This window comes from Pantoea sp. GM_Pan_3, from assembly GCF_026541045.1.
GTDB lineage: Bacteria > Pseudomonadota > Gammaproteobacteria > Enterobacterales > Enterobacteriaceae > Pantoea > Pantoea anthophila.
This window is the reverse complement of the sequence record NZ_JALNVA010000008.1, coordinates 110208-122757: the sequence shown is the minus strand read 5'-3', so window position 1 is coordinate 122757 and position 12550 is coordinate 110208. Positions and strand designations below refer to the sequence as shown.

General features: G+C 57.2%; 12 protein-coding genes. 8 read left to right on the top strand and 4 right to left on the bottom strand.

Annotation, left to right across the window (positions count from 1 at the left end):
- The first annotated feature begins 3 nt into the window (after positions 1 to 3).
- The 4 genes from ppx to mgtE all read left to right on the top strand — a co-directional run bounded on the left by ppx (position 4) and on the right by mgtE (position 4030).
- The gene (ppx, locus tag OXR04_RS19560; RefSeq protein WP_009088767.1) at positions 4 to 1530 is read left to right on the top strand and encodes an exopolyphosphatase; all 1527 of its coding nucleotides are present in this window, start codon (positions 4 to 6) and stop codon (positions 1528 to 1530) included.
- Positions 1531 to 1571: 41 nt separating this feature from the next.
- Positions 1572 to 2186 (top strand): tellurite resistance methyltransferase TehB, encoded by a 615-nt coding sequence (tehB, locus tag OXR04_RS19555; RefSeq protein ID WP_009088764.1) that lies wholly within the window; start codon positions 1572 to 1574, stop codon positions 2184 to 2186.
- 101 nt (positions 2187 to 2287) lie between these two features.
- Positions 2288 to 2473: a YfgG family protein gene (locus OXR04_RS19550; RefSeq protein ID WP_033736145.1), complete on the top strand. Its 186-nt coding sequence runs from the start codon at positions 2288 to 2290 to the stop codon at positions 2471 to 2473.
- A 123-nt stretch (positions 2474 to 2596) separates the two neighbouring features.
- A complete protein-coding gene (gene mgtE, locus OXR04_RS19545; RefSeq protein WP_265138627.1) occupies positions 2597 to 4030 on the top strand; it encodes a magnesium transporter in 1434 nt (477 codons plus the stop codon).
- Positions 4031 to 4033: 3 nt separating this feature from the next.
- On the opposite strand, the gene OXR04_RS19540 is transcribed toward mgtE, so the two are convergent.
- Positions 4034 to 4531 carry a DNA-binding protein gene (locus OXR04_RS19540; protein ID WP_267372624.1) on the bottom strand — a complete coding sequence of 166 codons (498 nt, stop codon included), beginning with the start codon at positions 4529 to 4531 and terminating at the stop codon, positions 4034 to 4036.
- Between the two features lie 203 nt (positions 4532 to 4734).
- On the opposite strand from OXR04_RS19540, the gene OXR04_RS19535 reads away from it, so the two are divergent.
- On the top strand, positions 4735 to 4914 hold the full coding sequence (locus OXR04_RS19535) for a hypothetical protein (protein ID WP_009088756.1): 180 nt from the start codon (positions 4735 to 4737) through the stop codon (positions 4912 to 4914).
- Positions 4915 to 4946: 32 nt separating this feature from the next.
- Here OXR04_RS19535 and OXR04_RS19530 read toward each other — a convergent pair whose 3' ends face one another.
- The 3 genes from OXR04_RS19530 to guaB all read right to left on the bottom strand — a co-directional run bounded on the left by OXR04_RS19530 (position 4947) and on the right by guaB (position 9145).
- The gene (locus OXR04_RS19530; RefSeq protein WP_150028945.1) at positions 4947 to 5720 is read right to left on the bottom strand and encodes a DUF3750 domain-containing protein; all 774 of its coding nucleotides are present in this window, start codon (positions 5718 to 5720) and stop codon (positions 4947 to 4949) included.
- A gap of 309 nt (positions 5721 to 6029) precedes the next feature.
- On the bottom strand, positions 6030 to 7610 hold the full coding sequence (gene guaA / locus OXR04_RS19525) for a glutamine-hydrolyzing GMP synthase (RefSeq protein WP_009088749.1): 1581 nt from the start codon (positions 7608 to 7610) through the stop codon (positions 6030 to 6032).
- Between the two features lie 68 nt (positions 7611 to 7678).
- On the bottom strand, positions 7679 to 9145 hold the full coding sequence (guaB, locus tag OXR04_RS19520; RefSeq protein ID WP_009088747.1) for an IMP dehydrogenase: 1467 nt from the start codon (positions 9143 to 9145) through the stop codon (positions 7679 to 7681).
- Between the two features lie 168 nt (positions 9146 to 9313).
- Between guaB and xseA the strand changes: the two genes are divergently transcribed.
- The 3 genes from xseA to OXR04_RS19505 all read left to right on the top strand — a co-directional run bounded on the left by xseA (position 9314) and on the right by OXR04_RS19505 (position 12291).
- Complete coding sequence (gene xseA, locus OXR04_RS19515; RefSeq protein ID WP_267372662.1) at positions 9314 to 10687, top strand: exodeoxyribonuclease VII large subunit; 1374 nt, start codon at positions 9314 to 9316, stop codon at positions 10685 to 10687.
- A gap of 261 nt (positions 10688 to 10948) precedes the next feature.
- Positions 10949 to 11962 carry a M4 family metallopeptidase gene (locus tag OXR04_RS19510; RefSeq protein ID WP_009088742.1) on the top strand — a complete coding sequence of 338 codons (1014 nt, stop codon included), beginning with the start codon at positions 10949 to 10951 and terminating at the stop codon, positions 11960 to 11962.
- Positions 11959 to 12291 (top strand): protealysin inhibitor emfourin, encoded by a 333-nt coding sequence (locus OXR04_RS19505; protein ID WP_009088741.1) that lies wholly within the window; start codon positions 11959 to 11961, stop codon positions 12289 to 12291. The genes OXR04_RS19510 and OXR04_RS19505 overlap by 4 nt, the downstream gene beginning before the upstream one ends.
- The last annotated feature ends 259 nt before the right edge of the window (positions 12292 to 12550 follow it).

Sequence of the window (12550 nt, the reverse complement as noted above, 5' to 3'; positions counted from 1 at the left end):
CCTATGCCAATTTCTCATAAAAGTACGCCTAAACCCCAGGAGTTTGCGGCGATTGACCTGGGCTCGAACAGTTTCCATATGGTGATTGCGCGGGTCGTCGACGGTGCGATGCAGGTGCTGGGTCGCCTGAAGCAGCGCGTCCATCTGGCTGACGGGCTGGATGCTCAGCACAAACTCAGCGAAGAGGCGATGGAGCGCGGCTTAGCCTGTCTGGCGCTGTTTGCCGAGCGCCTGCAGGGGTTCAGCCCGAGCAACGTGACGATTGTCGGCACCCATACGCTGCGTGAGGCGGTAAATGCCGAAACCTTCCTGCAGCGGGCGGCTGAGGTGATCCCCTACCCGATCGAGGTGATTTCAGGTCATGAAGAGGCGCGTCTGATCTTTATGGGCGTGGAGCATACGCAGCCGGAAAAAGGCCGCAAGCTGGTGATCGACATCGGCGGCGGCTCAACTGAGCTGGTGATTGGCGAGGATTTTGAACCGCAGCTGGTTGAGAGCCGCCGCATGGGCTGCGTCAGTTTCGCCCAGCTCTATTTCCCTAAAGGGGAAATCAGCCGTGAAAACTTCCGTCGTGCCCGTTTAGCGGCCGCGCAGAAGCTGGAAACGCTCGCGTGGCAGTATCGTCTGCATGGCTGGAAATATGCGCTGGGGGCGTCCGGAACCATCAAAGCCGCCTGTGAAGTGCTGCAGGCGATGGATGAGAAAGAGAAACTGATCACCCCTGAGCGTCTCGACAAGCTCTATGACGAGGTGATGAAGCATAAATCCTTTGCGGCACTGAGCCTGCCGGGCCTCTCTGAAGAGCGCAAAAACGTCTTCGTGCCGGGACTGGCGATTCTCTGTGGCGTCTTTGATGCGCTGGCGATCCGCGAGCTGCGCCTCTCTGACGGTGCGCTGCGTGAAGGTGTGCTCTATGAGATGGAAGGCCGCTTCCGCCATCAGGATATTCGCAGCCGGACCGCACAGAGTCTGGCGAATCACTACGCCATCGACAGCGATCAGGCGCGACGCGTGCTTGACACCACCGAGCAGCTTTATGTGCAGTGGAGCGAGCAGAATCCTAAGCTGGCCAATCCGCAACTGGCTGCGCTGCTGAAGTGGGCGGCGATGCTGCATGAAGTGGGCCTGACCATTAACCATAGCGCGCTGCAGCGCCATTCCGCCTATATCCTGCAAAACACCAACCTGCCCGGTTTCAATCAGGATCAGCAGATGCTGCTGGCTGCGCTGGTCAGATTCCATCGCAAAGCGATTAAACTTGATGAGCTGCCGCGCGTCACGCTGTTCAAGAAAAAGCAGTTTATTCCGCTGATTTTCCTGCTGCGCCTGGGTACGCTGCTCAATAATCAGCGCCAGGCCACGACGCGCCCGGATGCGTTAAGCCTGAAGTGTGATGACGGCCACTGGACGCTGACCTTCCCGGCAGGCTATTTCAGTCAGAACAACCTGGTTCAGCTCGATCTCGAACGTGAGCAGGTTTACTGGAATGACGTAACGGGATGGAAACTGATCCTTAAAGAAGAAGCCTGACCTTACGGGCGCCTGGCGCCCTTTTAACTGAACTGATGACTATGACACAACCAACCACACTGCTTTCAGGCGCAAACTACTTCGCCGAAACCTATGGCCTGACTCCGCCTCACTCTGAAGTGGTTGCGGCGCTGCCCCAGCTCACCGTCGGCAAGGCGCTGGATCTTGGCTGTGGCGTGGGCCGTAACACGCTGTTTCTGAATCAGCAGGGATTTGACGTGACGGCGTGGGATCACAATCCACAAAGTCTGGCGCGCCTGCAGGAGATTGTGACGCAGGAAAACCTCAGCGGTATCCACACCGCGCAGCATGACCTGAACACGACGCGCTTTAATGGCGGCTATGACTTTGTGCTGTCGACCGTGGTGATGATGTTTCTGCAGCCGCAGACCATTCCACAGCTGATTGCGGACATGCAGGCCTGCACGGTGAAATATGGCTTTAACCTGATTGTCGCGGCGATGAACACGGACGATATGCCCTGCCCGGCTGATTTCTCTTTTGCGTTTAAATCGGGTGAACTCAGTCACTACTATCGCAACTGGCACATCGTGAAGTACAACGAGCATCCCGGCCAGCTGCACCGTAAAGATGAAAACGGCCAGCGCATCACCTGCCGCTTTGCCACGCTGCTGGCGCAGAAAGCGAGTTACTGATCATTATCTGCTGTTTTTTTCAACAGCGATTGATTTCATCGGGCGACTGTGACTAAATATTGCAATCGCCCCGATGAGGGTCACTACAGGAACCACCCCGCGTGAACAGCGCTATTTCTCCCCGAAGACGTCAGAAAACCGGCACCATGACCCGCATCGTGTTGCTGATCAGTTTTATCATTCTCTTTAGTCGCCTGATTTTCATCCTGCCTGCTGCCTTCGAACATCATCAGCAACAGAAAGCGACGCCTGGACCGGTTACAGTGACATCAGGCGATACCCGCTAACGCATAGTCCCCTTCTGAACTGAATTTAAAACGTTATCCGACCGATCGGACGCTTTTTTGCATCCCTTTTTCAGGCGAAACGCTACACTTCGTGCTGGTGCTTTCAGACTAAAGGGATCCAATGTGTCTGCCTCTCACTCTCAACGTTTAAGTGAAACCCGTCATCGCATTCTGACGCTGCTGCTCAATGAACACGATCTGGTTGATGCCCTGCTGGAGAAATCTGGCGATCGCCCGCCTGAACAGCAACGTGAAAATGCGGCCCAGCGTGAAGCGCTGGAACAGGATATTCTTCAGCTGCATGCCGCTGACCTTGCCGATATTCTCGAAGCCCTGCCGGAAGAGGAGCGCCAGGCGCTGTGGCGGCTGGTGCCAAACGAGCGGCGCGGTCACGTGCTGGTTGAAGCGTCAGAAACGGTCTGGGCCAGCCTCACGGAGGAGATGAGCGACCGCGATATCCTGCGCGCCATCCAGCCGCTGGATATCGACGATCAGGTCTGGCTGGCGCGCTATCTGCCGCGTGACCTGACCGGACGCCTGCTGGCCACCGTGGAACCTGGCCTGCGCGCCCGGATGCTCAGCATGGTGCAGTTTGACCGCGACCGCGTCGCCAGGGTGATGGATTTCAACATCCTGACGGTGCGAGAAGATGTCACGCTGGCGACGGTGCAGCGTTTCCTGCGCAAGCGCAAAAGTATGCCGGGCGGCACCGATAAGCTCTTCATCACGAATAAAGATAATCAGCTGCTGGGTGAACTGCTGCTGACCGATATCCTGCTGAATAAGCCCAAAACGCTGGTGAGCGAGGTGATGAACGCACGCCCCACCACCTTCCAGCTTAATGACAAGGCTGAAGACGCCGCCAGCGCCTTTGAACGTTATAACCTCATCTCTGCCGCCGTTACCGATGCAAAAGGCAAACTGATTGGCCGTGTGAGCATTGAAGATATCATCGACCTGGTCAACGCCGAAAACGAAAGCAATATCCGTAAGATGGGCGGTATCAGTCAGGAAGAGGATGTCTTTGCCCCGGTGCATAAGTCTGTCCGTAAACGCTGGGCCTGGCTGGCGATCAACCTCTGTACCGCCTTTGTTGCCTCACGCGTTATCGGGCTGTTTGAAGGGACCATTTCGCAAATCGTCGCCCTCGCGACACTGATGCCAATTGTGGCCGGGATCGGCGGCAATACCGGTAACCAGACGATCACCATGATTGTGCGCGCACTGGCGCTGCATCAGGTGGAGCCGGGTAACTTCTCGTTTCTTATTGTCCGTGAACTGGGCGTGGCACTGATCAACGGCCTCTTCTGGGGCGGCATCATGGGCGGCATCACCTGGCTGATGTATGACAATATGGCGCTGGGCGGTGTCATGATGCTGGCCATGGCGCTTAATCTGCTGCTGGCGGCGCTGATGGGGGTGCTGGTACCGCTGGTGATGACCAGACTGAAGCGCGATCCGGCCGTCGGCTCCAGCGTTCTGATTACCGCCATCACCGACACCGGCGGCTTCTTTATCTTCCTGGGACTGGCGACGCTGTTTCTGACCTCGCACTGACCCTCAGGCGTGCAGACCGTAGCGTTGTAGTGACCCGCTGAGATTACGCTGGCGCGTCACCTGCGCCAGTTCCCGGGTCGCCACCGGCAGCGCATAGTTACCGCGCTGGTTCAGCCACTCCAGCACATCCGCCAGGTGCCAGATGGCGGTTTTGCCGTCATGCACCGGCAGCGGAAATGGCGGGCGGTGGCTGAGCATCAGCTTGCGCATGTTCTGGCGCGACATGCCAATAAGCTCGGCTACGTCAGTCAGTCCCACAAAGTCAGGCGCCGCTTCCACCAGCGTGGCACCCGGTATCGCGTGCAGGACCGCCGCTTCTGCCTCTGCCAGTGCCTCCGTCGCGGAGCCTGACTCCCGGGTAAACTCCAGTGCGATTCGCCCCGGCATCCCCAGACCGATCAGCGCATCGTCACAGCCGGCTGCGGCCAGCACTTCCATCATCTCATCTGCCGGCGCATGCCCTTCCGGCAGGCTGAACCGTAATGTAAAACAATATTCCATATGCCTCTCCTTATGCACGTCCTCCCTATCCTCCCGCCGGATTAACAAGTTGTCAAATGACAACTGATAAAAATATTGTTGTCCGGCTGAGCATGCGCAGACTTTTTCACACAGTAAAACGGTCAGGATCTAAACTGGAAAACGTTACGCAAAAAAATGTCAGCGCGATGCTGGCAACAATCACGACTCACGACGGAGAAACTATGTTTAAAGCAGAGGATTTTGTTCAGTCGAAAACCGGTGGCCCTAAAATGCAGGTATTGCGCGTTGAAGGTGACACGCTATATTGCGCACGAGTGGATGATGCGACCAAAAAAGAGATTGAAGTGAAGGCAGAGAGCGTCAACCTCTATCACGAAGAGGGCGATTTTGGCGTGTGCTGAAACAAACCGGCCCCGTTAGCGGGGCCAGACGATCAGGGCTTATCCTGCTGCAGATTGTCGTTACCCAGCCCGCCAATAAACGGCAACCGCAGGCGGAACGGGGTAAAGTCGAGGCCCATGTTCAGACCCAGCAGATTCACTTCGAACCCCTCTTCCGCTCCCAGCGTGACGCCCGCCACACCCAGAACCGATACCTGCAGACCACGCCCGGATGGCGGCAGCCCGACCGGACGCCAAAGTGGCCGGTAATCTTTGCCCAGGGCATTGGCAGGCAAATCGAGTTTTAAGGCCGGGACTTCGCGACCAATGTGCGCCAGAAAAGTATTGCTGTTGGGCCCCGGCCACGCGTGATAGGTCGTCGGCCAGGGATAGGATTGAATAGCCGCTTCAATCTGCGGGATCATCGCTTCTGCCTCGGGTCCGCGATGGTTCACCAGCAGCCGCGGTTTTGCACCATACCAGTAGCCATCGGGAAGATTGGTATTGTGACGCACTTTATCGCCACTGCCCCAGCTGATCACTTCATAGCGATTGTAGTGCGTTTCACCGGCACGTTTGAAGATGATCCAGGGATGCACCGCGACCCGCCCTTTCCAGCCATAGGTGGGCGCGGCATAGACCTGCACGATAGCCAGATTAGCGAAGGCGCGCGGGTCGGGCGCAATACCGGCTGAATCGCGTCGCGCCGACCACCAGCCGCCCCGCTCTGCGGTTTCGCTGTGACGGGTCGCCTGGGCGATACTGGCTCCCAGAGAGAGCAGCAATACGACAACAAAAAACAGGCTGAACACTTTGAGTGAGAGCATGACAACATTCCTGGTGGCGTCAGAATCAGGAAACGCCTGGAGAGAAGGCGGTTTCCGTAAGCGGCGGCTTTGAAATATGGATAATCGGTAAAAGCGGCGAGTCAAAAGCGGGCGTCAGACAGGAAACCCGACGTGCTTTTGCTGACCAGCAGAATAGCGTAATTTGCGGCAAAGTGAACAGAAAACCACCAGGATCGGGTGCGGATGTGCTGAAAGGTTAAAACGGCGGTTCGGCGGGCAGCCAGGGCAGAAAAAAGCCCGCTGAGAAGCGGGCTTGAACATCGTCAGGGTAATCCGGCTACAGGCCGATTATTCCCACTCGATCGTCGCCGGTGGCTTACCGCTGATGTCATACACCACGCGGGAGATCCCGTTGATTTCATTGATGATGCGGTTAGAGACGCGGCCCAGGAAATCATACGGCAGATGCGCCCAGTGAGCGGTCATAAAGTCGATGGTTTCCACTGCGCGCAGTGAAACCACCCAGTCATATTTACGGCCATCGCCCATCACACCGACCGAGCGAACCGGCAGGAAGACGGTGAATGCCTGACTGACTTTGTTGTAGAGATCCGCTTTGTGCAGCTCTTCGATGAAGATAGCATCGGCACGACGCAGCAGATCGCAATACTCTTTCTTCACTTCGCCCAGCACGCGCACGCCCAGACCCGGGCCCGGGAACGGATGGCGGAACAGCATGTCGTACGGCAGGCCCAGCTCCAGACCAATCTTACGCACTTCGTCTTTGAACAGCTCTTTCAGCGGCTCAACCAGGCCCATCTTCATCTCTTTCGGCAGGCCGCCAACGTTGTGGTGCGACTTGATGACGTGCGCTTTACCGGTGGCTGACGCCGCCGATTCAATCACGTCCGGATAGATGGTGCCCTGCGCCAGCCACTTAACGTCTTCCAGCTTCAGCGCTTCTTCGTCAAACACTTCCACGAAGACGCGACCAATGGTTTTACGCTTGGCTTCAGGTTCATCAATACCCGCCAGTGCGTCCAGGAAACGCTGCTCAGCCGGGACATGGACGATGTTGAGACCAAAGTGATCGCCAAACATATCCATCACCTGCTGCGCTTCGTTCAGGCGCAGCAGACCGTTATCCACAAACACGCAGGTCAGACGGTCGCCAATGGCACGGTGCAGCAGCATCGCCGTTACCGATGAATCCACACCGCCAGACAGACCGAGGATAACTTTGTCATTTCCTACCTGCTCACGCAGACGTTCTACCGCATCTTCGATGATTTTAGCTGGCGTCCACAGGGCTTCACATTCACAAATGTCGATGATGAAGCGCTCAAGCATCCGCAGGCCCTGACGGGTATGGGTCACTTCCGGGTGGAACTGCACGCCGTAGAAACGCTTCTCTTCGTTCGCCATGATGGCAAACGGACAGGTTTCGGTGCTGGCAACGGTTACGAAGTCAGCCGGGATAGCGGTGACTTTATCGCCGTGGCTCATCCAGACATCCAGCAGCGGTTTACCGGCCGCGCTGATCGCATCTTCGATATCGCGAACCAGAGCGCTTGGCGTGGTCACTTCAACCTGCGCATAACCGAACTCACGTTCGTTTGAACCGGCAACGGCGCCGCCCAGCTGCATCGCCATGGTCTGCATACCGTAGCAGACGCCGAGGACCGGCACGCCAGCATTAAAGACATATTCCGGCGCACGCGGGCTGTTCAGTTCGGTGGTGCTCTCCGGGCCACCGGAAAGGATGATGCCGCTTGGGTTGAACTGGCGAATCTGCTCTTCGCTCACATCCCATGCCCAGAGTTCACAGTAAACGCCAAGCTCGCGCACGCGGCGTGCCACCAGCTGAGTATATTGCGAGCCGAAATCGAGAATCAGAATGCGATGCTTATGGATATTTTCCGTCGTCATTGAGGGGGTTCCAGAACGGTGACTTAATAAATAAAAGCGCCCGGCTTAAGCCGGGCGGGAAATCGGAATTACGAGCCCATACGGTAGTTCGGTGACTCTTTGGTGATGGTCACATCATGTACGTGACTCTCATTGATGCCAGCGCCGCTGATGCGGACAAACTCCGCTTTGGTGCGCAGGTCATCAATGGTCGGGCAACCGGTCAGGCCCATGCATGAACGCAGTCCACCCATCTGCTGATGGACGATCTCTTTCAGACGGCCTTTATAAGCCACGCGGCCTTCGATGCCTTCCGGCACCAGTTTGTCTGCGGCGTTATCAGTCTGGAAGTAACGGTCTGAAGAGCCTTTGGACATCGCGCCCAGTGAACCCATGCCGCGGTAGGATTTGAATGCACGACCCTGGTAGAGTTCGATCTCGCCCGGAGACTCTTCGGTGCCCGCCAGCATTGAACCCACCATGACACAGGAGGCTCCCGCCGCGATCGCTTTGGCGATATCACCGGAGAAACGGATACCGCCATCGGCGATGACCGGAATACCGGTGCCTTCCAGTGCAGTCACGGCGTCAGAGACGGCGGTGATCTGCGGAACACCGACACCGGTGACGATACGGGTGGTACAGATAGAGCCAGGGCCGATACCGACTTTGACCGCGCTGACGCCGGCCTCAACCAGTGCCAGTGCGCCGGCACCGGTAGCGACGTTACCGCCGACAATTTCGAGGTCCGGATATTTAGCACGGGTTTCACGGATACGGGACAGCACGCCTTCAGAGTGACCGTGAGAAGAGTCAATCAGCAGCACGTCAACGCCCGCAGCAACCAGCGCATCGATACGCTCTTCGTTGCCTGCACCGGCACCGACAGCGGCACCCACACGCAGACGGCCCTGCGCATCTTTACAGGCGTTAGGCTTACGTTCGGCTTTCTGGAAGTCTTTAACGGTGATCATGCCCAGCAGATGGAAGCTGTCATCCACGACCAGCGCTTTCTCTACGCGTTTTTCATGCATTTTGTGCAGCACGACATCACGCGCTTCACCCTCTTTCACCGTCACCAGACGGTCTTTCGGGGTCATAACCGCAGAAACAGGCTGAGAGAGATCGGTCACAAAGCGCACGTCACGACCGGTGATGATACCGACCAGTTCATTGTCGCGGTTAACCACCGGATAGCCTGCAAAGCCGTTGCGCTCGGTCAGCGCTTTGACGTCAGCCAGTGGGGTGGTCGGCAGTACGGTCTGCGGTTCAGTCACGACGCCGCTCTCATGTTTCTTCACCTTGCGCACTTCGTCCGCCTGGCGTTCAATCGACATATTTTTATGGATGAAGCCAAGGCCGCCTTCCTGTGCCAGCGCAATTGCCAGACCCGCTTCGGTCACGGTGTCCATGGCAGCGGAAAGCATAGGAATGTTTAAACGGATGTTTTTGGTCAGCTGTGTGCTGAGATCGGCCGTATTAGGCAGGACGGTGGAGTGAGCAGGAACGAGCAGAACGTCGTCAAAAGTGAGTGCTTCTTTAGCGATTCTTAACATGGCAATACTCCACCTCGGGTGATTGAGATTAGATAAAATATTGCCGCGGCATTATACAGGCCGTAATCGATTGCCTCCACTATTATTTACGAAAAACTCTTGATCCGCACTGACAGCCCTGTAGTATCGGTGAATTAACCTGCTGATTTGGAATTTGATCTTCGTCACATGTCGCTGCCATCCAACGCCAATATTTTTACCGTCAGCCGTCTCAATACGACAGTGCGTCAGCTGCTGGAGAAAGAGATGGGCCTGGTCTGGATCAGCGCCGAGATCTCCAATTTTACTCAGCCGGCTTCCGGTCACTGGTACTTCACACTGAAAGATGATGGTGCTCAGGTTCGCTGCGCCATGTTCCGCAACAGCAATCGTCGCGTCACTTTTCGTCCGCAGCACGGCCAGCAGGTGCTGGTGCGCGCCAGTATCACCCTCTATGAGCCACGCGGCGACTATCAGCTGATTGCCGAGAGTATGCATCCGGCGGGCGAAGGACTGTTGCAGCAGCAGTTTGAACTGCTAAAGGCAAAACTGTCGACCGAAGGATTGTTCGACCCGCAGCATAAGCAGCCGCTGCCGGAACCGGCGCGTCAGGTCGGGGTGATCACCTCGGCGACCGGCGCCGCCCTGCACGATGTGTTACGCGTGCTGCATCGCCGCGATCCCTCCCTGCCCGTGGTCATCTATCCTGCTGTCGTGCAGGGTGTCGATGCGCCTGCGGCTATCGTCCGGGCGATTGAAGTCGCTAACCTGCGCAATGAATGCGACGTTTTAATTGTCGGGCGCGGCGGCGGTTCGCTGGAAGATTTGTGGAGCTTTAACGACGAACGGGTAGCGCGCGCGATTTTTGCCAGCCGCATTCCCATCGTCAGCGCAGTCGGACACGAAACCGACGTCACCATTGCCGACTTCGTCGCAGATTTACGCGCGCCCACACCGTCGGCCGCAGCAGAAATTGTCAGCCGCAATCAGCTTGAATTGCTGCGTCAGCTGCAGTCACAGCAGCAGCGGCTGGAGATGGCGATGGATTACTATCTGGCGCGCCAGCAGCGGCTTTACAGCCGCCTGGAACATCGCCTGCAGCAGCAGCATCCGCAGCTGCGTCTGGCCCGCCAGCAGACTGCCCTGTTCCGCCTGCAGCAGCGTCTGGGTGATGCGATGGAAACCCGCCTGCGTCTCGCTACCCGTCAGCAGGATCGCCTGCAGCACCGGCTCAGTGCCCAACAGCCGCAGCAGCGCCTGTTCGAAGCGCAGAAGCAGCTGCAAAGCTGGCACTACCGCCTGCAGCAGAGTATGACCACTCAGCTGAGCAGCGGAAAACAGCAGTTTGGTCAGCTGGTAGCGCAGCTGGAGGGCGTCAGTCCCCTGGCCACGCTGGCACGCGGATTCAGCGTCACGACCGACACCAACGGACAGGTGGTGAAAAAAACGGCGCAGCTGCAGAGCGGCGACCTGCTGCGCACCCGTCTGGATGATGGCTGGGTCGAAAGCCAGGTCACACAGTTACTGCCTGAGAAAAAGCGTCGCCGCAAAACCGCCTCCTGACCCGCTCCGCTCTCATCGCCCTTCCTTTCCAGTTATGGCTGGTCTCATTTACCGCGTGCATTCGCCGTGACCGGTCTATACTTCCTGGTACATCTCTGCTGCCAGAGCGTTTCAGATAGCCTGTCAACGTGGTCTGCCTGACGGGTCTGTACTCTCCGGTACATCTCTGCTGCCAGGGAGTTTCAGATGGCCTGTCAAAGTTGTCTGCCTGACGGGTCTATACTCTCCGGTACCTCTTTCTCAGCTGCCAAGGAGTTTCAGATGGCTTACTGCGTTATTCCTCCCTATATCCTTCGTAAGATCATTGCTCACGGTTCAGGTCACCAGCAGGCGCAGGCGCGTCGCACCCTCACCCACGTTCAGCACCTGATGGCAGAACACTGGCAAAAGCCCGCCGTGGCTAAAACGGCTGCGGGCGGCCATGTGGACCGGGAAATTTATGATGCCCAGGGCAGAGAAACCCTGCCCGGTAAGCTGATTCGACAGGAGGGCCAGCCCGCCAGCGATGATGTGGCGGCTGAAGAAGCCTGGGACTACCTCGGCGTGACCTATGACTTTTTCTGGCAGGCTTATCAGCGTAACTCGCTGGATAATCAGGGGCTGAAGCTGCTTGGTACCGTCCATTACGGGGAAAAATATCAGAACGCCTTCTGGAACGGTCAGCAGATGGTATTTGGTGACGGTGACGGCGAAATTTTTAATCGCTTTACCATTGCGATTGATGTGGTGGCACATGAACTCGCGCATGGCGTCACGGAAAATGAAGCCGGATTGATCTACTTTGAGCAGGCTGGCGCACTGAATGAGTCCCTGTCTGACGTCTTTGGCTCCCTGGTCAAACAGTACAGCAAGAAACAGCGCGCCGAAGAGGCGGACTGGATTATCGGTGAAGGCCTGCTGGCAAGCGGCATCAATGGGCGCGGTTTGCGTTCAATGTCTGAACCCGGCACCGCCTACGATGACCCGATGCTGGGTAAAGATCCGCAACCGGCGCACATGGATGACTATGTGAAAACCCGTGAAGATAATGGCGGAGTTCACATTAACTCCGGTATTCCTAACCGGGCATTTTATCTGGCGGCCACCGCGCTGGGCGGCTTTGCCTGGGAGCAGGCAGGCTACGCCTGGTATGACACCCTGTGTGACGACGAGCTGCCTCAGGATGCGGACTTCAAGACCTTTGCCCGCTTCACCGTTCAGCACGGTGAAAAGCGCTTTAATTCGTCGGTCGGCCGTGCCATTGAACAGGCGTGGAAGGAGGTTGGCGTGCTATGAGTGAACTGCCCGAACTCACCGATGACGCTACGGTCATCGTCGCGCGTGAAGGCGGCATGGCCTTTATTCCGGGGCTGCGCGCCGAGCGTCGCTTTATGCTGGGCGATCTGCCACCGCCTGAAAAACAGCGCGTCTGCCATGCGCTGGAACAGGCGATGCCGCTGGGCGAACCCGAGGAGAAAGCCGCGCAGGTGGGCAGTGGCGATCAGCGCTATTTTCGTATTCAGATCCAGTACGCGACCCGCCGTGAGGTCGGCACCATTGTGCTGCTGATCCCGGAACAGGTCGCCCCTCCCGAATTGCAGGCGCTGTGGCGCGACGGCAAATAAGCAAAAAAAGGGCCGACAATGTTGGCCCGGAGAGAGCTGATAATCTGATGTGAATCTGGCTGCAACGGATAAGCTTAAAGTGAAGGTAACACGGTCAGAGGAGGAAAGCGTCCCGCGCCAGGGACGGCGCGGGCCGAGCCGTCATAGATGACGGTTTTGCGACTTTCCGATCTGACCGTGTTTCCTGAGCATGCCCGCTCTTACAGCGAACCGGCCAGATCTTTTTCAAAAAAAAAGGGCCGACAATGTCGGCCCTTTT